The organism is Mesorhizobium sp. M0983 (assembly GCF_040318975.1).
Lineage (GTDB): Bacteria > Pseudomonadota > Alphaproteobacteria > Rhizobiales > Rhizobiaceae > Mesorhizobium.
Window position 1 is genome coordinate 70,615 of sequence record NZ_JAMYNH010000003.1, and the last position, 25,189, is coordinate 95,803.

Consider the following 25,189-nt stretch of genomic DNA (forward strand, 5'->3'; position numbering starts at 1 on the left):
TCTCCTCACTAGACCCGTTTGCGATAGACGGTATCGAGCCACACCGCGACCACCAGCACGGCGCCGACAACGATGCTCTGCAGCGGCGAATCGATGCCGAGCAGCACCATGCCGGATTGCAGCGACTGCATCAAAAGCGCGCCGAGCATGGCGCCGAGCACCGTGCCGGAGCCGCCGGCGAGCGACGTGCCGCCGATCACGGCCGCCGCGATGACCAGCAGCTCGTCCAGGGTCCCCAGCGCATTAGTCGACGCGTTGAGGCGCGCCGATGCGATCGCCGCACTGATCGCGGCCAGCACGCCCATGATCATGAACACCTTCATGGTGACCCAGCGTGTGTTGATGCCGGCGAGTTCGGCCGCTTCCGGATTGCCGCCTATGGCAAAGACATAGCGGCCGAAACGGGTGCGTCTGGTGATGAAGGTCATGACGATGCCCGCGGCCACGGCCATCAGCACAGGTATGGCGATGCCGTGGGCGATGAACAACCCGCCCTCGGGAACGGTGATGCCGTTCTGCTGGGCATATTGGCGTACGATGCCGACCGGCCAAGGATAGGAATTGGCGATCCACACGGCGCCGAGGATGGCGGCGCAGGCTATCACGCCGAGCAAGCTTTCCGCCCAGACAGGGCGCAGCGGAAAGTTGAAGCGCTTGCGCTGCGAGCGGCCGTTGAAGAGCATGAAGGCAACGGCCGCGCAGGCGAGGACACCGACGATCCAGCTCCAGGTGGCGCCGATCGAGCCCCGTGGTCCGCCGCCCATCAGCTGGAAGGTCCTGTCCAGCGGCGCAACGGTGCGCCCGCTGGTGATCAGCCACGCCATGCCGCGCCAGACCAGCAATCCGCCGAGCGTCACGATAAAGGCAGGAACCTGGAGATAGGCGATGATGAAACCCTGAAACGCTCCGATAGCCAGGCCGAGCACCAGGCCGGCGGCCAGTGCGATGACCCACAGCCAGGGGCTGCCAAGCTGAAATCCCATGATGCGGACGAGGAATTCGGCCTGCGCCACGCCCATCACCATGCCGATCACGCCTTCCACGGAGCCGACGGAAAGATCGATGTTGCGCATCACGATGACCAGCACCATGCCGGTCACCATGATCGCCACCGACGAGGTCTGCACCGAAAGGTTCCAGAGATTGCGCGGCGTCAGGAAGAGCCCGCCCGACAGTATGTGGATCCCGACCCAGATGACCAGCAGCGCGCCGACCATGCCGAGCATGCGCGTGTCGAGTTCGGTTGCCTTGAGAAATCGGGCAACGACGCCGAGCTCCGATTCCCGCGCCCGGTCTGCCGTCGAGCTGTCGACCGGCGTGTTGGAAGTCGTGTCGGTCATGATGTTTCTCCCGCCGGGTTGCCGTCTGCCGCGGATGCCGGAAGCAGCCTAGAAGTTATCCGCCGGAAGCGGAAAAACAATTCTTTCTTGAAAAAACGCCGCGGCAAGCGGCCGCGGCGTTCGGACTTCTCGGAAACTCGGATCAGTTGCAGACCGGAACAGCGCCCGCCGCCACGCCCGCGCAGACCTCTTCTTTCTTGATCCAGCCGGCGTCGATGACGACGTTGAGGTTGTCCTTGGTGATGGCGACCGGGGTCAGGAACAGGGACTTTACGGTGTTGCCGCCGGGCGTGGTGAAATCCTTCACGCCGGCAATGTCGGTCATCTGCTTGCCGTCGGCCAATTGTGAGGCGATCTCGGCGGCGTTCTTGCCGAGCTCGCGCGCGTCCTTCCACACCGAGACCGTCTGTGTGCCGAGCGCGATGCGATTCAGCGCGGCGTGGTCGCCGTCCTGGCCCGAGACCGGAACCGATCCAGCCAACCCTTGCGCCGTCAGTGCGGCGACGACGCCGCCGGCAGTGCCGTCGTTAGCGGCGACCACCGCATCGACCTTGTTGTCGTTCGCGGTCAGGAACTGTTCCATGTTCTTCTGGGCGTTGGCCGGCAGCCAGCCGTCGGTATAGGCCTCGCCGACATTCCTGATCTTGCCGCTGTCGATGGCGTCCTTCAGCACTTCCATCGAACCGGCAAAAAGGAAATCGGCATTCGGATCGGCGCCCGAGCCCTTGATGAAGACATAGTTGCCTTCCGGCTTCACCTTGAACACGTCGCGGGCCTGCATGCGGCCGACTTCCTTGTTGTCGAAGGTCAGGTAAAAGACGTCCTTGTTCTCGATCAGCCGGTCGTAGCCGACAACCGGAATACCTTCGTCCAGCGCCTTCTGCACGGCCGGCCCTATCGCCGAGGCGTCCTGCGCCAGGATGATCAGTGCGTTGGCGCCCTGCGAGATCAGGCTCTCGACGTCGGTGAGCTGCTTGCCGGGGTTGGACTGTGCGTCGGCGGAAATATACTTGTCGCCTGCGGCCTCGATGGCCGCCTTCATTGCGGCTTCGTCGGTCTTCCAGCGCTCTTCCTGGAAGTTCGACCAGGAAACGCCGATGACCTTGTCCTTAGCCTGCGCCACCGACGCAAGCGCCAGCGTCATGGCGACACCCGCCAGAATGGCGGTCGTGAATTTCTTCATCATATCCTCCCTGCGCCGCGTACGGCGTGACCAATTGGCCCCAAAGGCCAGCTTAGAGGCGCTAATTTTTTCGAGCCTCGAAAAAATACTGGCCCGATCTCCCGCTGCTGTCAACATCGATTCTGATGGATTTTGATGTTGCTGCGAGTTTTTCGAGCTTCGGAATAAACGATGACAGCGCCACCTGCATCTGACACTATTTGCCTCATCTGACACTATTTGTCGGCATTACCGACGGCTTCCGGTTCATGAGCGGCCGCGGCAAACCGGGAGGAAAGCAAAACGATGTCGGTCGGAATCCGCCATGACGATTTGCGCCGGCGCAACCGGGCGATGGTGATCTCGGCCGTGCGCCGGGCCGGCCAGCCATCGCGTACGGAGATCGCCGCAACCACCGGCCTCAGCCATTCGACCATATCGGCGATCTCCTCCGACCTGATACGGGAAGGCATCCTCGCCGAGAGCAAGGCAAGCGAACCCGTTTCGTTGAAACGCGGTCGTCCGCAGGTCGGCCTCGCCCTCAATCCGGAAGCGGCGGCGGTGCTGACCGTGGTGTTGTCGCTGAATTTCCTGTCGGCCGCCATCATCGACTATGCGGGGCAGGTGGTCGCCGAGGAACAGCGCCGGCTGGACACGCTGACCATGCCGCGCGACGAACTGATCCGCGAATGCATGGCCATCGTCCGGCGCCGGCTGGACGATCCAGATCTTGACGTCCGCAGTGTCGCCCGCATCGCCCTGGCGATTCAGGGAATTACCGACTCCCCTGCACGCGCCATGCTGTGGTCGCCGATCACGCCGCAGACGGACATCGCCTTTGCCGACATGCTGGAAGATGAATTCGGCATCCCGGCCACGGTGGAGAACGACTGCAATATGATGGCGGTGGCTTTGCGCTGGCGCGATCCGGATCGCTATCGCGACGACTTCATCGCCATCCTGCTTTCGCACGGCATCGGCATGGGGCTGGTGTTGAAGGGCGAGCTGTTCACCGGCACGCATTCCTCGGGCGGCGAGTTTGGCCACATGATCCATCGTCCGGGCGGCGCGCTCTGCCGTTGCGGGCGGCGCGGCTGCATCGAGGCCTATGCCGGCAATTACGCCATCTGGCGCAACGCCACGCAGATGAGCGAAGACAGCCAACCGGTCGCCGACGTCAGCGACGCCGACATGCGCGCGCTGGCGGTTCGGGCGCGCGAGAAGGACGGGCCGGAACGCGAAGCCTACCGCAAGGCCGGCGAAGCGCTGGGTTTCGGTCTCGGCTCGCTGTTCGCGCTGATCGATCCGGCACCGGTCGCAATGGTCGGCGCCAGTGCCGCCGCCTTTGATCTGATCGAGCCGGCCTTGCGGAAGGCCATCGCCCAGACCGCCGGCGGCCAGCATTCGGGCTCGATCTCCTTCGATACCGAGCCGAACGAATTGCCGCTGATCCGCGAAGGCTGTGCAATGCGGGCGTTAAGCTTCGTCGACCAGCAGATTTTCGCGCCGGGCGCGCAAATGAGGCCCGGCGTCAGAAAGAACGTAGCCTGACTGGGCGGGTCAATCTTCCCTGATCGCGTAGCCGGCACCGCGGATGGTGCGGATGACATCAGGCATGCGGCCGTTGTTGACGGCTTTGCGCAGCCGCCCGACATGCACGTCGACGGTGCGTTCGTCGATATAGATCGTCTCGCCCCAGACATTATCGAGTAACTGGCTGCGCGAGAAGACGCGGCCCGGATGCCGCATCATGAATTCGAGCAGCCGGAATTCGGTCGGCCCGAGCCGGATCTCGGTCTTCTTGCGATACACCCTGTGCGATTCGCGATCGAGCACGATGTCGCCGACCTTCAGCACGCTGGACAGCACTTCCGGCTTGGCGCGGCGCAGCAGCGCCTTGACCCTGGCCATGAATTCCGGTGTCGAAAACGGTTTGACCAGATAGTCGTCGGCGCCGGTCGAAAGACCGCGTACCCGGTCGCTCTCCTCGCCGCGCGCGGTCAGCATGATGATCGGCAGCCGTTCGGTTTCGGGGCGCACCCGCAACCGGCGGCAGAGCTCGATGCCGGAAACCGCTGGTATCATCCAGTCGAGCACCAGAAGATCGGGCACATTCTCCTGCAAACGGATCTCGGCTTCGTCGCCGCGTGTCACCACCTCGACCTGGTAGCCTTCGGATTCGAGATTGTAGCGGAGCAGCACACCCAACGGCTCCTCGTCCTCCACCACCATTATGCGTGGTGCGATCATCGGCTGGGCACCCCCATCATGTCGCCGGTGCGGACATTGTCGTTTCGTCTTGCTTCGGACGATTGACCGGCAATTGCTCGCCGGTCAGCACATAATACGCATTTTCGGCGATGTTGGTGACATGGTCGCCGATCCGCTCCAGATTCTTGGCGCAGAACAGCAGATGCGTGCAAGCGGTGATGTTGCGCGGGTCTTCCATCATGTAGGTCAACAGTTCGCGGAACACCGACGTATATTTGACGTCGATGCGCTCGTCGGCGGCGCGTAGCTTGGCCAACGCGGCCGCATCGCCTGCAGCATACTCCTCGATGACGCCCTGCACCTGGATGAGCACCAGCTGCGCCATCGCATCGATGGAATGCGATAGGTCGCGCGGTGTGACGCTAAGGCCGACCGCACTCACACGCTTGGCGATATTCTTGGCAAGGTCGCCGATGCGTTCGAGATCGCCGGCCATGCGGATCGCCCCGACGACATGGCGCAGATCGTGGGCCATCGGCTGGCGCTTGGCGATCAGGGTGATGGCGCGGTCGTCCAGTTCGCGTTGACGCGCATCCATGATGGCATCGTCGGAAACGACGCGTTGCGCCAGCACGTTGTCAGAATTCAACAGGGCCTTGGTCGCCCCGCCGACCATCGAACCGGCGAGGTCGGCCATGTCGCGGATCAGCTTGCTGATCTGCTCGAGATCCTCGTCGAAAGAAGCGACTGTGTGTTCGCCCATGGTCCTGTCCTTATATGCATGATCGGAACGGCTCAGCCGAAGCGGCCGGTGATGTAATCCTGCGTGCGCTTCTCGCGGGGCGACGTAAAGATCTTCTCGGTCCGGTCGAACTCGACCAGTTCACCCAGATACATGAAGGCGGTCTGGCGCGACACGCGCGCCGCCTGCTGCATGTTGTGGGTGACGATGACGATCGTGTAATCGGCTTGCAACTCGTCTATCAGCTCCTCGATCTTGGCGGTCGACAGCGGGTCGAGTGCCGAAGCCGGCTCATCGAGCAGAATGACTTCCGGCTTCACCGCCACGGTGCGGGCAATGCAAAGCCGCTGCTGCTGGCCGCCTGACAGGCTCAAGCCGCTGGCGTTGAGCTTGTCCTTGACCTCGCCCCACAGCGCGGCCCGCTTCAACGCTTGTTCGACGCGGCCGTCCATTTCGGACTTGCCGAGATTCTCATAGAGCCTGACCCCGAAGGCGATGTTCTCGTAGATCGACATAGGGAACGGCGTCGGCTTCTGGAACACCATGCCGATCTTGGTCCTCAGGAGATTGAGATCCTGCGAGCGGTCGAGAATGTTCTTGCCGTCGAGCAGCACCTGGCCCTCGGCTGTCTGCTTCGGGTAGAGTTCGTAGATGCGGTTGAACACACGCAGCAGCGTCGATTTCCCGCAGCCCGAAGGGCCGATGAAGGCAGTGACGCTGCGCTCGGGCAGCGACAAGGTGATGTCCTTCAACGCCTTGCTCTGGCCGTAGTAGAAGTTGAGGTTCTTGACCTCGATCTTCGTCTTCTCGGCGACCGTTTCGGTCATCGTCATGTCCGGGGACAACATCTGTGTCATCTGTCCTCTCTGCGTCCGGTAAGGCTGCGGGCGAGGATGCTCAAGCCCAGAACCGTCAGGGTGATTATGAGTGCGCCGGTCCACGCCAGTTGCTGCCATTCCTCGTAAGGGCTGAGAGCGAACTGGAAGATGGTCACCGGCAGGCTGGCCATCGGCGCGTTGATATTGCTGCTCCAGAACTGGTTGTTGAGCGCGGTGAAGAGCAGCGGCGCCGTCTCGCCGGAAATGCGTGCTATCGCCAGCAATATGCCGGTGACGATGCCGGACAATGCGGCGCGGTAGGCGACCGAACGGATCACCACCCAACGCGGCGCGCCGATCGCGGCACCGGCTTCACGCAACGCGTTCGGCACCAGGTTGAGCATGTCTTCAGTGGTGCGCACGACCACCGGAATGACCAGGATGGCAAGCGCAACGGCGCCGGCTATGGCCGAGAAATGCCCCATTGGCCGCACCATCAACTCATAGACGAACAAGCCGATGATGATCGAGGGCGCCGACAACAGGATGTCGTTGATGAAGCGCACGACGGTGGTGATGCGCGAGAAACGCCCATATTCGGCCATGTAGGTTCCCGCCAGCACGCCGATCGGCGTGCCGACGACAACGGCGATGATCGTCATCAGCAGGCTGCCCGCGATTGCATTGAGCAGGCCGCCGGCCTCGCCTGGCGGTGGCGTCATCTCGGTGAAGACCGCGAACGAAAGCCCGGCTGTGCCCTTATAGACCAGTGCACCGAGAATGAGCGCCAGCCAGGCAAGCCCGATGCCGGCGGCGACGACGCAAAGCGCCATCATCACCGAATTCCTGGCTTTGCGGCGGCTGTGGAGCGATGAGGATGTCGACATCGGTCAGGCTCCCGTACGGGCGTCGATCCGCATCAGCATATAGCGGGCGGCGGCAAGGATCAGGAAAGTGATGACGAACAGGATCAGGCCGAGCGAAACCAGAGAGGAGGTGTAGAGATCGCCGTCGGCCTCGGTGAATTCATTGGCGATGGTCGCCGAGATCGTCGTGCCCGGCGCGAACAGAGAGGCGCTGATGCGGTGAGCGTTGCCAATGACGAAGGTCACCGCCATGGTTTCGCCGAGCGCGCGGCCGAGGCCAAGCATGACGCCGCCCATGATACCGATGCGGGTATAGGGAATGACCACGCGCCGGGTCACTTCCCAGGTCGTGCAACCGATGCCGTAGGCCGATTCCTTCAGCACCGCCGGCACCGTATCGAAGACGTCCTTGGTGATCGAGGTGATGAAGGGCAGTACCATGATGGCGAGGATCAGCGCCGAGGTTAGAAGGCCGATGCCGTAAGGAGGGCCGGCGAAAAGGCTGGATAGTCCCGGCACGCCGTGGAAGATGTTGATGATGAAGGGCTGTATCGTCGTCTGCAGGAACGGCGCGAACACGAACAGGCCCCAGATGCCGTAGATGATCGAGGGAATGCCGGCCAACAGCTCGACCGCTATGCCGATCGGGCGCCTGAGCGGGCGCGGGCAGAGTTCGGTGAGAAACACGGCAATGCCGATGCCGATCGGAACCGCGATCAGGATGGCGATGGCCGCCGTGACCAGGGTGCCGTAGATCGGCGCCAGCGCGCCAAATTTTTCCGTAACCGGATTCCAGCTCTCAGTCGTCAGGAAAGAGAACCCGAAGGACGACAGGGCCTGCCATGAGCCGGCAAACAGCGAGATTGCGACACCACCGAGGATGACCAGCACAAGAATTGCGGAAGCGCGGGTGAGTCCGCGGAATATGGCGTCTGTGAGCGCGAAGCGCCGCACCGTAGCTTCCCTGGCCCGGGCTGCAGATGATAGCATGGCATCGGAAGCGATGGTCATTGGGTCCTCGCGATTGAAGGCAACAGGGAGGGCGCCGTCGACGCCCTCCCTGGAGGAGATTACATAGCCGAGTAGAGCGGCTTGCCGTCGCTGCCGACGACTTCCTTGGCCCACATGGCCTTGACGCTCTCGACCACCTTGTCGGGCATCGGAACGTAGTCCAGCTCGCCGGCCATCTCGTCGCCCTTGTCGTATGCCCAGGCGAAGAATTTGAGCGCTTCGCCGGTGGTCGCGGCATCGTCCGGCTTCTTGTACAGGAGGATCCACGTTGCCGCCGTCATCGGCCAGGACTCGGCGCCCGGCTCGTTGGCGAGGATGACGCCATAGCCCGGCTGCGAGCTCCAGTCGGCATTGGCCGCTGCCGCCGAGAATGCCGCCGCGGTGGGTTCGACCTTCTTGCCGTCCTTGTTGATCATGTCGGTGTGGGTGAGCTTGTTCTGCTTGGCATAGGCGTATTCGACATAGCCGATCGCGCCGCCGGTCTGGGAGACGTTGTTGGCAACGCCCTCATTGCCCTTGGCGCCGATGCCCACGGGCCATTCCACGGCCTTGTCGACGCCGACCTTTTCTTTCCAGTCCGCGCTGACGTCGCCGAGGTAGTATGTGAAGTTGAACGTCGTGCCCGACCCATCAGAACGGTGAACGACCGCGATCGCCTGCGAAGGCAGCTTGACGTCGGGATTGAGCTTCTTGATCGCCTCGTCATCCCAGCTCGTGATCTTGCCGAGGAAGATGTCGGCCAGCGTCGGGCCGTCGAGAACCAACTCGCCCGGCCTGATGCCTTCGAGGTTGACGACGGGAACGATGCCGCCCATCACCATCGGGAACTGAGCCAATCCGGACGATTCAAGCTCTTCGCCTTTCAGCGGCGCATCAGAAGCGCCGAAGGTAACGGTCTTGGCTTTGATCTGCTTGATGCCGCCGCCGGAACCGATCGACTGATAGTTAAGCCCAATGCCGGTGTCTTTCTTGTAGGTGTCGGCCCACTTCGCATAGATCGGGTAGGGGAAGGTGGCGCCGGCGCCAGAGATGTCCGCGGCGAGCGCGGCGGACAGGGTGAGGGTAGTCGTCGCCGCAGCCATTGCAATCGCAACGGCCGCCGAGCGGATGAAATGTCTCATGTGGCCTGCTCCTGTTCGGAATATGGTCTCTCGGCGCCATTCCTCCGGCGCCCGCTGAGGCCAATAGCCCCCGATTATTACAGTCGCATGACAGTTTCATGTCGCTCCGGTAACGTCGTCCAGCCGGGTTAAGAAGGAACGGCCGCGGGCTTTGTCGGCATGGGCCGCGGTTTGCCGCTGGAATCAGCAGCTTGCGTGAATTCCGGCCGGCTTTGTCCGCTCGACGATAGCAGCCACTGACCTTGAGAAGAAAAAAGCCGGACGGGAGCGCGTTGCATGCAGCCAGAACGTGTCATGGCCGCGCCATCGCCGAAACAGGTCCGTTGGGGTAAATCTGACCCTGTTTCTTGCCGGCGGTCGCTGCTCCCGCCCGTAACTGGAGGAGCGGAACTTCGAATATCCCATTGTCGCGACTGAGCGCGCCATTGGGTATGGTGCGATCGCACCATGGCCTTACGCTGGAAGCGGTGACGAATCGCAAGGTTTTAACTCGCCTCGCGCTGGACCTCCATCCGCGCCCGACCCGGCGCTCGATCTTTCGAGCGGGGCCTTCGACTGGAAGTGCGACGATTTCTACTTCACCTTACCTACTCCCTCTGCACTATTCCGCCGGTTGTCGGTTGGGCCGAAGCAGCGTTATAAGCTTGCAGGGGTGTTGCTGATGTTTCGACGGATTCTGCCTGTCTTCCTGTGCCTGGCGCTGCTTCTGGGAACCGGCTGCGCGCGCAGCTATGACGGCACCGTGATCATTCCCAAGCCGCTCGATGTTCGCCGTTTCTGGGACCGGCCTTCTCCGCAGGCGCAAGCCGAACAGTCGCAGCTGGAGACCGATGTCTTTCCTGTGGCGCCTCAAACGCCGAAAAGGCCGGCGGTGCGCCGGAGCGCAGCTTCCGTTGCAGCGCCACGAAGGAAGGTCGCCAATCCGCCCATGCTGTCATCGGAGCCGGCGAAGCCGCTCACCTGCAGGAATGTCAGCCAGCCCGGCAAACGGGCCCGCATGGTCTGCGAATAACCAACCGGCCGTCGGTCGATGCGTGCGGCTGTAGGCCTTGAAGCGGCTATCCGGCCAGCCGTTCGCCGTCTCGGGACATCGCCTGCCTTGGTCAGTCCGCCGGGAAAAAGGCCGGCCCGACCACTCTCACCGGCCGCGCGCCGATCGCTCTTTCGACCGACTGATGCTGGGCAGCCCCTGGTACCTCGGCAACCGGCGTTTTTTCCCCTGCGAGAGCGGTACCGGCGGTTTGGATCCCGGATTCAGGAATTTCCGCGACGATGCCAAAATCCGGCTTTGCCGTCGGCAACGGAATGATGGCGTTGCTCATGTTGGCCGGTGTCACGGTTCGTGCCCTGAGTTCGGCGACGCGCTGGTAATAGCGCTTGACATCGCAGGCCTTGAAGTTCGCGTCGTCGCGGTACCTGAAGGCGGTCGCAAGCTCCACATAGGGCTTTTGCGTCTCGAGCGCGATCATCTCTTCGGTCTCGCGGGTGGCATCGCTCAGCGTATAGAGTTCGACGCCGGCATCGTCGCAGATATAGCGGCACTGATCGACCGTTTCCTTCAGATCGTCGTTCTTGGCGAACTGCGATTTTGGCGCGGGGAAGAAATATCCGTCCGACAAGCGAACGCAAAACAGCATCCGATTGCCACCCATTATTGCGCCTGCGGACTGAGGTTTTGGTGCTGTGCGCTGCTGTGCCTGCGGCTGGTTCTGCTGCGCCTGCTGCTTCTTGGCAGCGGGGGCGGCGCAGCCTAGCGCGACGAACCTGGCCTTCAGGCCGGAGGTGTCCCTGCCCGAATTCGACAGTCTGGCGATCTGCCGTTGCACCTCCGCCTTGCTGCTTACGAGGTCGGCGCAGGGGTTGAAGAAGAACCCGGCCGTTTTCGCCGTGCATCGGCGCTGTCTCTCCAGCCTTTGAATCGCGGCGAGTTGCCGGCGTAGTTGGGCAAGCTCGGGGCTGGTCCCGGCGCCACGCCCCGCCGAAAGCAATTGGCTCCTGATCGCGCCGCAGCTATCCGCATAGGAGGAGGACGTGCCGAGCGCAACGGCTATTGCCGACACCAGCATCAGAATCGTGAGAAGCCAGAAGCGTGTCATTGGAGCGACCATTGTCCTTGTTGCGCCGAGAATAGGATTTCTTTGTCGACTATGGTTAAGTACTGGCTAAATCAGTTTTACCTAATTGAAGTAGACCGCACCGCCACCAGAGACTTTAGTTCTAGTGTATTATATCCGCTGGCGTAAATTCAATATTACATTTTTATTTCAAGATTGAGACGAACCGGCAGCAACGCCGGCGAACTCGCGCCACGGCGAAGTTTGAAGCACCCGGCCGGTTCCGCACCGCGATCAATCCGGCGTTACCGGCCGGCCGTTGCTGAAACCTTAGCCCCAAGTTCGGCGTTGAGCGGCCAAAGGAGGAGACCGCAAAATGTCGATTCATTTCACTGTCGCGGGCCTGACCAGGAATCTGTTCCATTCACTTGGGCTGGACCATGAACGCACACCGAGGCCGCTCGACCACGAGCAGAGGCTTTTGCTGGAGTGCTATCTCGCCGGCCAGATTCCGGAATCGGCCTGGAGCGACTATGTCTTCGAAATGCCGGAACTGGCGCGACATGTCGAGGCCAGACGAAGCCGCCACTAAAGCGCATCGCGGTCGATGGGGCCTCATGCGACGCGCTTAGGTTCTTGTTTCATGCATGTCGTTGTCGCAAAACCGCTGCACACTTTTGCTCGACATGCGCTAGATCCCGAAAAGTGGAATCCGGTTGTCGGAAAAGATCAAGGCGAAGCCTGCACTCGCGTTGCAGGCTGTTTTTGTTTGGGCGAGTTGAATTGCAGAGTGAACACCTTGCCCGGGATGCCTTCAGCCAGCGCCGGTGAAAGGCTCAACGGCAGGCAGTGGTCCACGGCCGCAATCGCCGCATCGACAAAAGCTTGCCGCGCCTTCTCGTCGCCGGCCACGCGGATGGCAGTCGGCTTGGGCCGGCCGATCAGCGTGCCATTGCGCCTGAAGCTGAAGCTCAGGGTGACGGTGGAATTCCCGGCATTCGCTGGCGGGGTCCAGCACGCCTGGATGGCAGCCCCGACCTCGGGCATGGTGTTGAGCGTCGCTGCATTCGATTGACCGGCTGTGCCCGCCAGCATGGCGCCTGCAATCACCACCATTCCAGCAATGCTTTTCATGACAGGGCCTCTGTCCTTGAACCGCCCTCGAGGACTTGACTAACTTCGATGGTAGGGCCGACATCGGCGATGACAAGGTGCCAGCAACGCGCTTCATCAGCCATGCAGGCGTCGGGAAGCGCCGTCGACCGCAACTTCGGCAGGGCTGCAACAAGCAAAAGGCCGGCGAGCAGCCGACCTTTGCTTTCCATCCGCGCCAGTACATCCGTGGTCGCGGGCTGGAGGTGGATACAGTAGAAAGGGTTTCGGTTAACGAAACCTTAAGCTCCCCACATCGTGCAAACAGGGGAGAGTAAAAAGAATTACCCCAGATCGTTACCGGCTCCTGCAGAACGTACGGACGATCGCCGGCCTGCACGTGCCTCAGGCGTTGGCCTGCGACCGCACATAGGCGATATAGCCGCGCACATCGCCGGCCGGCTCGGCATAGGCCTTGCCGAGCTTCTTCTCGATCGCCGTCATATAGTCTTTTGCCCATTGGGGCAGCGCATAGTCGATGACGGCGAGGAACTCGAGCGTCGCCGCCAGACGGATGTCGGCGATCGACGGGTTCTTGCCGCCGATGAACGGCTTGCCGTTCCTGAAGAAGCTGTGAAAGACCTCCAGCGGCTCGGCAATTGCGGCCGCCGCGGCCTTCTGGGCTTCCGATTTTCTGTCGGGATGAGCGTCGCTGTGGCCGACCTCGCCGGCATATTGCGGGAAATTCAGTGCTGGATAGGTGGCGCGCGCCACATAGGGGTAGAGCGTGCCGATCAGGTAGAACATGGCACTGTCGATCATTGCCCGCTTGGCGGGTTCCTTAGGGTACAATTTTTCCAGCCGGTGCTTGTTGGCGAGGTACTGCATGATGGCGCAGCTTTCCCACAAGACACCTCTCGGCAGGCCCTTGTCCTCGATCATCGGGGTCAGGTGGGCCGGGTTTCGCGCCATATATTCAGGCGAGCGCGTGTGGCCCCATACGTCGGTCTCGGAATGGTCGAGCCCGGCCGCGCGCGCAAACACCCGTACGCTCATATTGTTGACGCTCGGCTTCAGCATGCTGAGCATCAGCGCGGGTTTTTTCGCTGATTTCGCTACGGCCTTCCGCGCGGACTTCGCGGATGCCTTGGCTGCAGGTTTTGCGGCGGCTTTCGTTGCCGACTTGGCGGACGCTTTCGACGCCTTGGCAGCAGGCTTTGTCGCGGCCTTGGCAGCTGGTTTCGGAGCGGCCTTGGCGGCCGGCTTCTTCGCACTCTTCGTTGTCGTCTTTGCCATTGTGTCCTCCCTTTGTTTGGCCTGTCGTCAGTATGGATCTTTCGGAGCGCGGTCTTCCGACAAGGTCGCGCGGGAGCGCTCGACAAGCGCCTGGATCGCGTCGGCGAGATGCACCTCGGCTATTGCGTAGTCGCCGCGCGCGACGCGGATCTTGTGCGCCTGCATCAACACGTCGGCATGGGTGAAGCCCGCCGGCGGCTCGAAACGGTAGGAGGCGAGCTCGATCAGCAGGCCGAGCGGATCCTCGAAGTAGATCGAGTCCATGAAGCCGCGATCCTTGACGCCGCTGTGCTTGATGGCGCGCTCGTCGAGCCGGCCGACCGCCTGCAAAAAGGTGACGCGCGACACCGCGAAAGCGATGTGATGGACGCAGCCCGTATCGGTTGGCGTGCGCCGCTTGACCGGCGTGCGGCTCTCGTCGGTGAAGACGGTGATCAGCCGGCCGTCGCCCGGATCGAAATAAAGATGGCTTTCGCTGGCTTTGTCGAGGTTGGGCTGCTCGAAGATGAAAGGCATGCCGAGCACGCCTTCCCAGAAATCGATGGAGCTCTGGCGATCGGCGCCGACCAGCGTGATGTGATGGACGCCTTGTGATTGCAGCTTCTGCATCTGACTCCTCCCGGCCACGCCGTCTTGCCGCCGAACGGAAGTTCGGATGCCCAGTCGCGCTTGGATCAGCGCCCGGCATGTGACCGCGCCCGGCCTCGCTCGCCTGCGCTCCGCATTCCGCATCCTGCAGGAGTGCGGCCGGAGCTTTGATGAACGGATGCTAATTCAATCCGAGGCGTTGCGCCAGAAGCGCTGAGTTTCAAGAACTCCACGCAGGCGCCAAGAGCGGCACCGGGATCGCGGACGCCTTCGCCGAGCTCGCCGAAACGATCCGTCGCCGGCAGCTGTAATGGTGCGGCAGCCCGCAGGTCGCTGGGTTTCCCGAGCGGCCGGTTTGGCGACGGCAGGTCAAAGGGGCCTCGTTGACGCATGCCGCGCCTGGTTCGGATTACGGGCATCCGCGGCCCTTAGATGAAAATCACATATTCTTCATCGGCACGTCGGGATCGACATGTCCCCCATCGGCAGTGATCTTCAGCCGTGAGAGGTAGTGCTCCCATCCCCTTCGGTGGCTGTCACGCTCCTTTGCGTTCGGCAGTCCGCTGTGCGTGAAGCGGATCAGTGTCCCCGCATCCCTCGCGATCAGGTCGATCTCGACATGGCTGGAGCCGGGCGGCACGGTCTCGTTGTCTTCCCAGCCAAAACTGTAGGCAAGACGGTGGACCGGGATCACCTCGGTGAACTCACCGCGGGCCATATGGCGACCACCGACATTGACGAGGAACAGACCGCCCGGCGATGCATCCAAATTCGCTTCGGTCCCGATCCATCGCACGATCTGGTCCGGATCCGTCAAAAGCGCGAACACGGTCGCTTGTGGCGCGGCGACCTCAATCTCTGTGTAAACCGATTCCGCCATCGCTCACTCCAGGTCACATCCGCATCGAATACCGTGCATGATTGAAGCGAATGTGGGGAGTTGCAAGAAGATGTTCGAGGCGTAAGCATAAGCCTGTGCCGAGTGACCTTCTGCCGATGCTTCTCGCAAACTCGCTTTCATTCCTTCTGGACGACGCCGCGCATATTGGCGACGGTGGGCGACTTCTATTGCAGCTCTCAACGCATTTGATGGAAGACGGCCTGCCGATCATCGCCGGCGCGCTGGCGCAGGATGCTCCCGACCCGATCATTTCACGCCGCATCTGGCTCTGGCGAGCGCCTGGGAATGAAGTGGTCGAGGCTTTGGGCATAGGCGCCGACCGCCAGAATGCCGATCCCCGGCTCGTGCTGCGGGAGTGGCTTGGCACGACGCGGGCGATGGTGTTCGACGAGCGAGCGGGCGGTGTCGCACCGACTTTGGTGTGGGCGTTCGATCATACTCCGGATGAGGCGCAGTCAGAGCTGCTGCGGCAAATCTCCCGGTTTGCTGCGGCTCCGATGACCGCACTCGCAGAACGGTCCGCGAAACGCGCATTGCTCGAAGCATATTTGGGAAAGCGCAGTGCAGCACATGTGCTCAACGGTCATTCTCGTCGAGTAAAGGGAGAGACGATACGGGCTGCGCTTCTGTGCGCGGACCTTCGAGGTTTCACCGATCTATCCGAGGTTCATGATGCAGACGAGATCGTATTGGTACTTGATGCCTGGTTCGATTGCGTCGCGGGCGCGGTGCACGCATTTGGTGGTGAGGTTCTCAAGTTTATAGGTGATGGCGTCCTCGCGATTTTCCCGATTGGCGAGCGCGATGCAAATGCCGCATGTGACGCTGCGGTACGCGCCGTGAAGGCCACGCGCGCCGGGATAGATCATCTCAACCAAACTCGGCGCCGCAATGGCGGCCCTGAGCTCGGATATGGCATTGGCCTGCATGTCGGCGAGATACTCTGGGGGAACATCGGCACTGCCGGCAGGTTGGACTTCACCGCGATCGGCAAGGCTGTAAATCTTGTCAGCCGCATCGAAGGGCTGTGCAAGCCGTTGGGACGGACGGTGCTCGCGTCGACAGTGTTCGAGGCAGAAACTACCGAGCCGATGATCGCCATGGGCAGTCATCCGCTCGGAGGAATAGCAGGCGCGCAAACACTTTTCGGCTTGCCGGAATAGATCGAATGGTTGAGCCCGCCGTGGATGTGTCGTTCGCAGCATATCTTGGTATCGTGCGAAGCCATGACTGAGAGAAATTCGAACGGCAAAGAAGCTACGATACTGCAACTGGAGTATGGCGCGTTTAGAGCCCAGCCATGCCGTCGGCATGCTTGCCGATCGCGTCGCCGGGGCCGTGGATAGTGCGCTGAGTCAAATCAGCCGGACAGCTTCAAACGGACGGAAGCCCGAATCCTCGCCAATCAGGCATCGGACATGCGGCGGGCAGCGTCACGGAACGGATAGTCGACACGGACGACGCCATCTTGTTTCCTGAGGACCCAATACTCACATATGTCGCCCCCGTTTCGGGGCCGGGATACTTGAGCTATATTTCAGGGAAGGAGAACAACATGGGTGGCGTTAAGGTGGCAATGAGGCGCTTCCCCGCTGCCGCTATCGCTGGCCCCGAGCCGTGCCATCGGATGAAAGCTGCATCCTTGCCGGTAATGTCCTTCACCGATTTCAACAGGGTTCATGGACCGCTCGAAGCGCCCGATAATGGTCGCAGGTAGGCGATAGCAGCGGCCGGACAATGCTCTTGTGAAGCTGAGGCCGTAGCGTTGGTTTCCCGCTAAACAACGCTACCAGACATTTAAGTACGACCGCGTAGGATCGATGGTCTTGCGAATTTTTGGATTCGGCAACGCGACAGCTACTCCCAGAGGGATATTCCCTCTTGCGTTAAGGCTCGTTGCACAGCCGCTCGCTCCTCCAACCGACGTGCATGAGAGGTCCAAGCGGGGTAGGTATTTCGCATGTCTACGGCCATGCGATTTCCCCACCTGTAGAATACGAGCAAATACGGATCAACTATTGAATAGGACTCTCCTACGGCCCAATCTCGATCCGTCAACTTGGATTCTATAAGCGCAAACGCGGAAGCCAAGTGCTCCTTTCCTTTATGAACCAAGGGCTCGTACATCGATTGATCCGGTAAGAAAAAGTCGGCGCGCCAGATCATTCGGACGGCGACCGCGTGAACCGCACTCGATAGCCAGTTAAACCATTCGATGGAACGGATGATGTTTTCTGCATTCGCTCCCAGGAGCCGCGCGTCTGGATTCGTCAGGCCCAGGTGAAATAAGATTGCCGGCGCTTCAGTGAGAGTGAAATTGTCGGCAATGAGAACAGGGATTCGCCCTTTCGGGTTTAAGCGGTGAAATTCGTCGGTCTTGGCTTCGGGATGACCTGGCGACATCAACGCCAGCGAATAGGGCCTTCCAATCTCCTCCATGACGATGTGAGGTGCAAAAGAGCAAGAGCCTGGCGCAGCATGAAGTGTGTAATGCATCAATTCCTCCGAAAACCGCATCTTACCTGTTTCAATCTGTACTAAGTTGCCAACGACGTCTTGCTGTTGTTTAGCGTACTTCCAACGCTACGGCCTCAAGCTCTTCCGCAGCCGCCATGAAGCGGTCGATCTCGGCCTGTGCAAGTTGCTTGGATGGTTTGGTTCTGGCCATTTTGCGATCTCCGTTAAGTGGATCGCCGCACCGGCGCAAATGAGGACCATATTCCTAATTCGACCGCAAGAGTTATTCTGCCAGATGGTCCTGATCGATCTTGGCAATTACCCCCTCAAGAGCCTGGACTGCGCGCCTCGATATCTCAACATGAGCAGCCGTGGTATCGACTTTTCCCTTGCCTGGCTGAACAGTCCAAATGCCCGTTTTCCCTGCTTCGGCATTGGTGATGAACCGGCGCTCCTCTTCGAGCTGCTGGCTAAGTTCTTCGCGGAAAGCCTTCCACTGGTCTTTCGTTGCGGCCATCGGGTCTCCTTCCTCGCTGCCTTTCGGCTGAAAGTGACGCAGCTCTGCCGGGCGCGCAAGCGCCCCTCAACGGTTTGCCGCCTCCCCGCGAAGGGAGTTAGACCAAGTGTGAGGACGACTCCGTTCTTGTTAGGTAACGATCGACGAAGCTGGGCTCTGCGTCGCCATACACAAATTTCTTCGCTGTGGAGATGGTGGAGATGTTCGTGGCGTCTACCACGCGCCTATCGGGCATCTTAGCGATGTTTTCTGCGATTGACCGCGCGTTTGTTGCGAAAAAGGCGTGACCAGGGGAGATGGGGAGATTTATGAGACATTTCGGACGGTAGAGGTCTCCAATGCGTTCAAGTGGGTCGTCGCCGAGCATGAGAGGCCGACTTGAATTGCTGACGTCGCGTACTGTCCACCAGAAGGAAAGCAGGCGCTCAATTGGCCGGCTCTCGCCGATCATCTTGGACAAGGTTTCCATGCCAGAATTGGCCAATGCACTAGGTGCGTGATTCTGAGCCCATTCGAGTAGGTTTCGTTCGGGTGCGGACCCTTTTGCAGCGTCGAAGTCTGCATCGGGTTCCGAAAGTATTTTTTGCTGCATCTCTTCAATGCGCTTTGATATCGACGCGACAACATGAGGGACACGCAGCAGCGCCGCGTTCAGATAGATCGCCCACCAGTATCGTTCTTCAATGGAGAGCGATTTTGCCCCTCGAACGACCATCTTCTCGAGGATGGGTGCTGCTTTGTCGTCTACGAAACCGAAAACCCGTTCTTCCACAAGGTGGACCTTGTCCGCGGGGACGTGCTCCAAAGCGTAAAGACCTGGGACGTATCCGGTGGCAGCAGGAGCTACCCCCTTTCTAGTCAGTTTTCCATTGTGCTTGATTCTGCCCCATTGTGTCACATAGCCAGCAGTGTCGGCCCACCGCCGGAGGTGAAACTGCGGCACATAGTGATGGTCCCCATCCTTGCTCAACGGTTTTGCTCAACTGCTTGCCAAGCGGCGCGGCTCACGGCGCTCTAGGCACCTCAAAAATGGATCCTACGAATGGCTTGTTTGACCGTTATTTGACGGTTTTACCTGCCGGCCCGCTAAGTAGTTGAAACGATTGGTACGCCCAAGGGGAATCGAACCCCTGTTCCCGCCGTGAGAGGGCGGTGTCCTGACCGCTAGACGATGGGCGCGTTCAAGAACCGGCGATATAGGCTGACGGCTGGGAAAAAGCAACTAGGCTTAAGGCTGCCTGTCGCGCCGGTGAAATATCCGCTGCAAGCCTAGCGTTTTGGCTCGATCAGGTCCCAGAGATTTCCATGGAGATCGGCGAAAACCGCGACCGTGCCATAGGCTTCATGGCGCGGCGCCTCGCGGAACTCGACGCCCTTTTGGAACATCAGCGCATAGTCACGGGCAAACTCGTCGGTTTCGAGGAACAAAAAAACCCGCCCGCCGGTCTGGTTGCCGACGGCGTGCCTTTGCGCATCGCCGGATGCCTCGGCGAGAAGCAGCCGCGCGCCCTGCCCGTTGCCCGGCGTGATCGTGACCCAGCGTTTGCCGCCGCCGAGATCGACATCTTCGGTGAGGACAAAACCCAGCCGGTCGACATACCAGGAGATCGCCTCGTCATAATTTGCGACGACGAGCGCGACCGTGGCAATGCTGCGGTGTTCGGCAAAACCGGTCATTTGTTCCTGATCGAAAAGCGGCCGACGATGCGGCGCTCAGTGGTGTCGTAGACGAAAATGGCGCGGCTGCCGTCGGCCAACTCGGCGTCGATCGACAGGCGATTGCCCGAGAGCGATTGGCTGACCACCCTGGCGCCGACCGGCAGCACGATGTCGCCACTGACCGGCTCGCCTGCCGACACCTGGATGTCGCTCGTCAACGGCGGGGCGGCAGGCGGTGCATTGCGCGCTTTGTAGACAAGCGCCGCGATCACCACCATAAGGGCGAGGAACAGCAGGCCGAGATTGATGGCGACGAAGCGGACGAGCTTCCTCCGCACCTTTTCGACCTCGGGGTCGAGCGGCTTTTCCTCGTCTTCGTCGGCAAGCGGCCGGGCCATGGCAGCAGATTCCGGAACTGTTTTCGATGAGCGCTCATAACGAAGAGGTCAGACAATTAATAGGGGCCAGACAGATCGTGCTGGAGGCCGGCGCCGATGCGGCCGGCCAACGGCTCGACCAATGGCTGGCGGCCAGGCTCGGCCCCGACATGTCGCGCAGCCGGGTGCAGATGCTGATAAAGCAGGGCGCGGTCAGGATCGGCGGCAGGCCAGCCAGCGAGACGAAGCGCAAGATGGCACAAGGTGACAGCGTGTCGGTCGACATGCCGGAGCCGGAACCGGCGGAGCCGCAAGGCGAAGATATTGCGCTGGATGTCCTCTACGAGGACAGCGAGCTGATCGTCATCAACAAGCCGGCCGGGTTGGTCGTGCATCCCGGCGCCGGCAACTGGACCGGCACGCTGGTCAACGCGCTGATCCATCATTGCGGCAACAGCCTGTCGGGCATCGGCGGGGTGAGACGGCCGGGCATCGTCCATCGCCTCGACAAGGAGACCAGTGGCGTCATGGTCGTCGCCAAGACCGATCGCGCCCACAAGGCGTTGTCGGAGGCCTTTGCCGACCACGGCCTGACCGGCGATCTCGAGCGCGCCTATCTGGCGTTGGTCTGGGGCATACCGGCAAGGCCGACGGGGATGGTCGACGCGCCGCTCGGCCGCGCCGCCGACCGGGTACGCCGCGCCGTGGTGCCGCAAGGCCGCGACGATGCCCGCCACGCCATAACGCATTTCACCGTCATTGAGCGCTTTGGCGAGCAGCAGCAGGAATTCGCCACGGCGAGCCTGGTCGAATGCCGGCTGGAAACCGGTCGCACCCACCAGATACGCGTCCACATGGCCCATATCGGCCATCCGGTGATTGGCGACCCCGAATACGGCCAGGCTTTCCGCACCAAGGCCAACCGGTTGCCTGCGCCGCTAACCAGCAAAGTGAAAGCATTTCCGCGACAAGCGTTGCACGCCCGCCTCCTTGCATTTCGGCATCCGGATACCCATTTAACGATGAGGTTCGAAGCACCGATACCGTGGGACATGGAGAACCTCGTCGACGGCTTCCGCAAGCTTTGAACCAACCACCTGAAAACCTGACCGGCGTTGTTCACTTCAGCGTGACACACTGTTTCGTGTTGAACAAATGCCTGTCTTTCTGGTTTTGTTCCTATATATGTCGGTTGGCGCGAATGTGCCTTTGGCATTCGCGCCACATGCCTGCCGCGTTTCGGGGGCATCACTCCAATAGAGAGGGGGCGCTATAATGGCCCAGTCACTACCCAGTATCGTTTCCGGCGAAGGCGGCCTCAGCCGCTACCTGGAAGAAATCCGCCGTTTTCCGATGCTTCAGCCGCAGGAAGAGTACATGCTCGCCAAGCGCTACGCCGAGCATGAGGACACCACGGCTGCGCACAAGCTCGTCACCAGCCACCTTCGGCTCGTCGCCAAGATCGCCATGGGCTATCGCGGCTACGGCCTGCCGATCGGCGAGGTGATCTCGGAAGGCAATGTCGGCCTGATGCAGGCCGTCAAGAAATTCGAACCGGAGCGCGGCTTCCGTCTCGCCACCTATGCGATGTGGTGGATCAAGGCCTCGATCCAGGAATACATCCTGCGCTCGTGGAGCCTGGTCAAGATGGGCACCACCGCCAACCAGAAGCGCCTGTTCTTCAACCTGCGCAAGGTGAAGGGCAAGATCCAGGCGCTCGACGAAGGCGATTTGAAGCCCGACCAGATTACCGAGATCGCCACCCGGCTGAACGTCTCGGAAGCGGAAGTCGTGTCGATGAACCGCCGTCTGTCGGGCGATGCCTCGCTCAATGCGCCCATCCGGGCCAGCGAAGGCGAATCCGGCGAATGGCAGGACTGGCTGGTCGACGATCACGAAAGCCAGGAAGAGATGCTGATCGAGCAGGACGAGCTGGAAAACCGGCGCGGCATGCTGTCGGGCGCTCTTGCCGTGCTCAACGACCGCGAACGCCGCATCTTCGAGGCGCGCCGCCTCGCCGATGAGCCGTTGACGCTGGAAGAGCTGTCGGCCGAGTTCGATATCAGCCGCGAGCGCGTGCGCCAGATCGAGGTGCGCGCCTTCGAGAAGGTGCAGGACGCGGTCAAGGCCGCAGCCAAGCGCCAGATGCAGGCGCTGCGCACCATCGAGGCGCAGCCGGCGGCGTAAAGCCTTCCGATAGAAACAAATAACGGCCGGTAGAAACAAATAACGGCGGCGTCAGGTAACTGGCGCCGCCGTTATTTTAGAAGGTTGCCAGTTCCGCGGCGCCTTCGCGGATGTCCGATCCACTGCCATAAACTGCTCAGTAGCCTCGCCATCGTGTCCGCAGACGATCCCATCGATAGCGGCATTATCGCAATTTTCCCCAAGCTCTGGAAACCGCAACGCTGCAAGCTGTGGCGGCAATGTTCCGGCGCCGACACGGGCTTCCGTCGCAAAATTCCACAAGGCGGCGCTTGCGGCAGGCGGGCGACAACGGGCCGCCGGGGCCGCGCCGGGCAGTTGAACTCGTCTGTTCGGAAACGAAAGGCGATATGACGATGACGATTTCTCCGTTTCTGACCGCTCTCGGATCCGAAGGTCCCCCAGCCGACCGAGCGAAAGACATGGACCTGTATGGATGGCTAATTGGAAGCTGGGAAATGGACACGGTCCACTACCTCGATGACGGGACAATCCAGAAATGGGATGGCGAATGCCATTTTGGCTGGGTGCTCGAAGGCCGCGCGATTCAGGACGTTTGGATCAGGCCCAAGCGCCCTGCGCCGTCGACGATGTATGGCACAACCTTGCGCATCTTCGATCCTGGGATCGATGGCTGGCATATCATATGGAACGACCCGCTCAACCGGGATCACTCGCGCCAGATCGGCCGGGCCGAGGGTAAGGACATTGTCCAGCTCGGCAATGACTCGCGCGGTCTGAAAACTCGATGGCGTTTCACTGAGATCACTGCAACAGCTTCCATTGGATTGGCGAGGAAAGATCTTCCGAGAGCGATCCTTGGCAAATCACGTATGAACATTTAGCCCGCCGAACAAAACCCTGACGCTGGACTAAACACTTAGCTGGCGTCTGCGCCGCTCCTCATCCGGCTGCCGCCACCTTCTCCCGTATGGCGACCTATCGGATTCACACATCGCAAAAATCGAATCAGGATCAATAACTTAATCAATAACTTAGATAACCATCTCGGAACGATGAGCGGGCGCCGAGTTTGAAATGGCATTTGTAGTGCCAGCGACCCATCTCCTCAGAGGCAATCGAGCGGAAATTTCAGATAGCGCCGCCCGTTGGATTCCGGTTCCGGCAGGCGTCCGCCATTCATATTGACCTGCAGCGCGTGCAGGATCAGCCGCGGCATCGGCAACGTCCTGTCGCGGGCTTGGCGGAGCGCGACGAAGTCGGCTTCCGTCTTGCAGCCGGCAACATGGATGTTGCCGCCTTTCTGTTCCGCGACCGTGCTTTCCCAGCGCGCTTCGCGGTCACCCGGCTGGTAGTCGTGACCGACGAACAGACGTGTCTCGTCCGGCAGTGCCAGGATGTCCTCGATCGAACGCCAGAGCCGCTCGGCGCTGCCGCCGGGAAAGTCTGCCCTTGCGGTGCCGCTGTCCGGCATGAACAGCGTGTCGTGGATGAAGGCGGCGTCGCCGATGACGTAAGTAATCGAGGCCAGGGTGTGGCCCGGCGAAAACAGCACTCTTGCCGGAAGGCCGCCGACCGAAAAAGTCGCGCCGTCGGCGAACAGCCTGTCCCATTGCGAACCGTCGGCGGGGAATTCCGGCCAGTTGTAGATCACCTTCCACAATTTCTGGACGTCGATGATCCTCTCGCCGATTGCCGTCGGCGCTCCGGTTCTCCCCCTCAGATAATGGACGGCGGACAAATGGTCGGCATGCGGATGCGTGTCGAGGATCCACTCGACCTCCAGCCCGCTTTCCCTGACGAAGTCGAGCAGGGCGTCGGCGTTTTTCGTTGCCGTTGCACCGGACCTTTCGTCGAAGTCGAGCACCGGATCGATGATGGCGCATTTGCGGGTCGCCATGTCGGCGACCACATACTGGACGGACCCGCTCGGCTTGTCATAGAAGCCGGTGACCTGCGACCTAGCCGATAATGCGTCCAATCCCAGCCCCCTTGATCTCTCACCGTGGCAGGAATGATTTTCTCAGCCACGGCAAATGAAAGGCATGGTTGTCCGTCAACCAGGCGTCGTCAAGCACCCCGTGCTCACACGGCTAGGAAAACCAAAAATTTCTCCGTGCCGCCTCTGCCTGCTCAGGCGGAAGGCTGCTTGGTTTTCCTGAGATATGGCAGGATTGTCTCGTAGGCGCCGAAGCGCTTGATGGCATCCTCATTCGAGACAGCAGCGGTGATGATGACGTCCTCGCCCTGCTTCCAGTTCGCCGGCGTCGCCACCTGGTGCTTGGCGGTCAGTTGCATGGAATCGATGGCGCGCAGGATTTCGTCGAAGTTGCGGCCCGTCGTCATCGGATAGGTGAGGACCAGCTTGATCTTCTTGTCGGGCCCGATGACGTAGACCGAACGCACCGTGGCATTGTCGGCGGGCGTGCGGCCCTCCGAGCTCTCGCCGGCACCCGCCGGCAGCATCTCGTAAAGCTTGGCGACCTTGAGATCCTTGTCGCCGATCAGCGGGTAGTTCACCGAATGGCCGGTCGCCGTCTTGATGTCGTTCTGCCACTTTCCATGGCTTTCGACGGGATCGACCGAGATGCCGATGATCTTAACGTTGCGCTTCCTGAACTCGCCTTCGAGCCCGGCCATCGTGCCGAGTTCGGTTGTGCAAACCGGCGTAAAGTTCTTCGGATGGCTGAACAATACCGCCCAGCCGTCGCCGATCCATTCATGGAAGCTGATCGGTCCTTGCGTGGTCTCAGCGGTGAAGTCCGGCGCGATATCGTTGATGCGGAGGCTCATGACATGTCCCTACCTTGT

The 25,189-nt window shown here is 61.0% G+C and carries 27 protein-coding genes and 1 tRNA gene; 7 read left to right on the forward strand and 21 right to left on the reverse strand.

Annotated elements, in window-relative coordinates; translation table 11 throughout:
* Window positions 1-8: 8 nt before the first annotated feature.
* Window positions 9-1,340, reverse strand: coding sequence for a sugar ABC transporter permease (locus tag NKH71_RS06800; RefSeq protein WP_352641765.1), 1,332 nt, complete (start codon window positions 1,338-1,340; stop codon window positions 9-11).
* Window positions 1,341-1,482: 142 nt separating this feature from the next.
* On the reverse strand, window positions 1,483-2,523 hold the full coding sequence (gene xylF / locus NKH71_RS06805; protein WP_352641763.1) for a D-xylose ABC transporter substrate-binding protein: 1,041 nt from the start codon (window positions 2,521-2,523) through the stop codon (window positions 1,483-1,485).
* 285 nt (window positions 2,524-2,808) lie between these two features.
* On the opposite strand from xylF, the gene NKH71_RS06810 reads away from it, so the two are divergent.
* On the forward strand, window positions 2,809-4,053 hold the full coding sequence (locus NKH71_RS06810; RefSeq protein ID WP_023720925.1) for an ROK family protein: 1,245 nt from the start codon (window positions 2,809-2,811) through the stop codon (window positions 4,051-4,053).
* Window positions 4,054-4,062: 9 nt separating this feature from the next.
* On the opposite strand, the gene phoB is transcribed toward NKH71_RS06810, so the two are convergent.
* From phoB to pstS, 6 genes are read right to left on the reverse strand one after another with little or no spacing between them, the layout of a single operon-like run.
* Window positions 4,063-4,752 carry a phosphate regulon transcriptional regulator PhoB gene (phoB, locus tag NKH71_RS06815; protein WP_031194536.1) on the reverse strand — a complete coding sequence of 230 codons (690 nt, stop codon included), beginning with the start codon at window positions 4,750-4,752 and terminating at the stop codon, window positions 4,063-4,065.
* Window positions 4,753-4,768: 16 nt separating this feature from the next.
* Complete coding sequence (phoU, locus tag NKH71_RS06820; RefSeq protein ID WP_023720927.1) at window positions 4,769-5,476, reverse strand: phosphate signaling complex protein PhoU; 708 nt, start codon at window positions 5,474-5,476, stop codon at window positions 4,769-4,771.
* A 32-nt stretch (window positions 5,477-5,508) separates the two neighbouring features.
* A complete protein-coding gene (gene pstB, locus NKH71_RS06825; protein ID WP_023720928.1) occupies window positions 5,509-6,312 on the reverse strand; it encodes a phosphate ABC transporter ATP-binding protein PstB in 804 nt (267 codons plus the stop codon).
* Window positions 6,309-7,160 carry a phosphate ABC transporter permease PstA gene (gene pstA, locus NKH71_RS06830; protein WP_023720929.1) on the reverse strand — a complete coding sequence of 284 codons (852 nt, stop codon included), beginning with the start codon at window positions 7,158-7,160 and terminating at the stop codon, window positions 6,309-6,311. The genes pstB and pstA overlap by 4 nt, the downstream gene beginning before the upstream one ends.
* A gap of 3 nt (window positions 7,161-7,163) precedes the next feature.
* Complete coding sequence (gene pstC, locus NKH71_RS06835) at window positions 7,164-8,150, reverse strand: phosphate ABC transporter permease subunit PstC (RefSeq protein WP_502896305.1); 987 nt, start codon at window positions 8,148-8,150, stop codon at window positions 7,164-7,166.
* Window positions 8,151-8,209: 59 nt separating this feature from the next.
* Window positions 8,210-9,271, reverse strand: a complete 1,062-nt coding sequence (pstS, locus tag NKH71_RS06840) for a phosphate ABC transporter substrate-binding protein PstS (protein WP_352641758.1) — start codon at window positions 9,269-9,271, stop codon at window positions 8,210-8,212.
* Between the two features lie 661 nt (window positions 9,272-9,932).
* On the opposite strand from pstS, the gene NKH71_RS06845 reads away from it, so the two are divergent.
* Complete coding sequence (locus NKH71_RS06845) at window positions 9,933-10,283, forward strand: hypothetical protein (RefSeq protein ID WP_023720932.1); 351 nt, start codon at window positions 9,933-9,935, stop codon at window positions 10,281-10,283.
* 91 nt (window positions 10,284-10,374) lie between these two features.
* On the opposite strand, the gene NKH71_RS06850 is transcribed toward NKH71_RS06845, so the two are convergent.
* A complete protein-coding gene (locus NKH71_RS06850; RefSeq protein WP_352894693.1) occupies window positions 10,375-11,367 on the reverse strand; it encodes a DUF2865 domain-containing protein in 993 nt (330 codons plus the stop codon).
* Window positions 11,368-11,701: 334 nt separating this feature from the next.
* On the opposite strand from NKH71_RS06850, the gene NKH71_RS06855 reads away from it, so the two are divergent.
* Window positions 11,702-11,917, forward strand: coding sequence for a hypothetical protein (locus NKH71_RS06855; RefSeq protein ID WP_023720934.1), 216 nt, complete (start codon window positions 11,702-11,704; stop codon window positions 11,915-11,917).
* 137 nt (window positions 11,918-12,054) lie between these two features.
* On the opposite strand, the gene tolA is transcribed toward NKH71_RS06855, so the two are convergent.
* The 4 genes from tolA to NKH71_RS06875 form a co-directional block, all read right to left on the reverse strand.
* The gene (gene tolA, locus NKH71_RS06860) at window positions 12,055-12,441 is read right to left on the reverse strand and encodes a cell envelope integrity protein TolA (protein WP_352855459.1); all 387 of its coding nucleotides are present in this window, start codon (window positions 12,439-12,441) and stop codon (window positions 12,055-12,057) included.
* Window positions 12,442-12,822: 381 nt separating this feature from the next.
* A complete protein-coding gene (locus NKH71_RS06865; RefSeq protein WP_352894694.1) occupies window positions 12,823-13,713 on the reverse strand; it encodes a glutathione S-transferase family protein in 891 nt (296 codons plus the stop codon).
* A 27-nt stretch (window positions 13,714-13,740) separates the two neighbouring features.
* Window positions 13,741-14,322, reverse strand: a complete 582-nt coding sequence (locus NKH71_RS06870) for a VOC family protein (protein WP_023720938.1) — start codon at window positions 14,320-14,322, stop codon at window positions 13,741-13,743.
* 418 nt (window positions 14,323-14,740) lie between these two features.
* Window positions 14,741-15,181: an SRPBCC family protein gene (locus tag NKH71_RS06875; RefSeq protein WP_023678521.1), complete on the reverse strand. Its 441-nt coding sequence runs from the start codon at window positions 15,179-15,181 to the stop codon at window positions 14,741-14,743.
* Window positions 15,182-15,297: 116 nt separating this feature from the next.
* Here NKH71_RS06875 and NKH71_RS06880 point away from each other — a divergent pair, with 116 nt between their 5' ends.
* Window positions 15,298-16,365 carry an adenylate/guanylate cyclase domain-containing protein gene (locus NKH71_RS06880; RefSeq protein ID WP_023720940.1) on the forward strand — a complete coding sequence of 356 codons (1,068 nt, stop codon included), beginning with the start codon at window positions 15,298-15,300 and terminating at the stop codon, window positions 16,363-16,365.
* A gap of 694 nt (window positions 16,366-17,059) precedes the next feature.
* On the opposite strand, the gene NKH71_RS06885 is transcribed toward NKH71_RS06880, so the two are convergent.
* The 6 genes from NKH71_RS06885 to NKH71_RS06910 all read right to left on the reverse strand — a co-directional run bounded on the left by NKH71_RS06885 (window position 17,060) and on the right by NKH71_RS06910 (window position 20,233).
* Window positions 17,060-17,698, reverse strand: coding sequence for a glutathione S-transferase family protein (locus NKH71_RS06885; RefSeq protein ID WP_352588326.1), 639 nt, complete (start codon window positions 17,696-17,698; stop codon window positions 17,060-17,062).
* A gap of 244 nt (window positions 17,699-17,942) precedes the next feature.
* Entirely contained in the window at window positions 17,943-18,176 is a 234-nt protein-coding gene (locus tag NKH71_RS06890; RefSeq protein WP_352494188.1) for a hypothetical protein, read from the reverse strand.
* Between the two features lie 97 nt (window positions 18,177-18,273).
* Window positions 18,274-19,119, reverse strand: coding sequence for a DUF4238 domain-containing protein (locus tag NKH71_RS06895; protein WP_352588427.1), 846 nt, complete (start codon window positions 19,117-19,119; stop codon window positions 18,274-18,276).
* A gap of 161 nt (window positions 19,120-19,280) precedes the next feature.
* Window positions 19,281-19,355: transfer RNA gene (locus tag NKH71_RS06900), tRNA-Glu, on the reverse strand.
* 90 nt (window positions 19,356-19,445) lie between these two features.
* Window positions 19,446-19,853, reverse strand: a complete 408-nt coding sequence (locus NKH71_RS06905; RefSeq protein WP_352494186.1) for a VOC family protein — start codon at window positions 19,851-19,853, stop codon at window positions 19,446-19,448.
* A complete protein-coding gene (locus NKH71_RS06910) occupies window positions 19,850-20,233 on the reverse strand; it encodes a fimbrial protein (protein ID WP_352788795.1) in 384 nt (127 codons plus the stop codon). The genes NKH71_RS06905 and NKH71_RS06910 overlap by 4 nt, the downstream gene beginning before the upstream one ends.
* A 26-nt stretch (window positions 20,234-20,259) precedes the next feature.
* On the opposite strand from NKH71_RS06910, the gene NKH71_RS06915 reads away from it, so the two are divergent.
* The 3 genes from NKH71_RS06915 to NKH71_RS06925 all read left to right on the forward strand — a co-directional run bounded on the left by NKH71_RS06915 (window position 20,260) and on the right by NKH71_RS06925 (window position 23,262).
* Window positions 20,260-21,300, forward strand: coding sequence for an RluA family pseudouridine synthase (locus tag NKH71_RS06915; protein WP_023720953.1), 1,041 nt, complete (start codon window positions 20,260-20,262; stop codon window positions 21,298-21,300).
* Between the two features lie 187 nt (window positions 21,301-21,487).
* Window positions 21,488-22,399: an RNA polymerase sigma factor RpoH gene (gene rpoH / locus NKH71_RS06920; protein WP_023720954.1), complete on the forward strand. Its 912-nt coding sequence runs from the start codon at window positions 21,488-21,490 to the stop codon at window positions 22,397-22,399.
* 368 nt (window positions 22,400-22,767) lie between these two features.
* A complete protein-coding gene (locus NKH71_RS06925; protein WP_352894695.1) occupies window positions 22,768-23,262 on the forward strand; it encodes a hypothetical protein in 495 nt (164 codons plus the stop codon).
* Between the two features lie 224 nt (window positions 23,263-23,486).
* Here the strand turns inward: NKH71_RS06925 and NKH71_RS06930 are convergent, their stop codons facing one another.
* Together NKH71_RS06930 and NKH71_RS06935 are read right to left on the reverse strand one after the other, a co-directional pair.
* Entirely contained in the window at window positions 23,487-24,359 is an 873-nt protein-coding gene (locus NKH71_RS06930; protein WP_023720957.1) for an MBL fold metallo-hydrolase, read from the reverse strand.
* Window positions 24,360-24,511: 152 nt separating this feature from the next.
* Window positions 24,512-25,171 carry a peroxiredoxin gene (locus tag NKH71_RS06935; protein WP_023720958.1) on the reverse strand — a complete coding sequence of 220 codons (660 nt, stop codon included), beginning with the start codon at window positions 25,169-25,171 and terminating at the stop codon, window positions 24,512-24,514.
* Window positions 25,172-25,189: the final 18 nt, after the last annotated feature.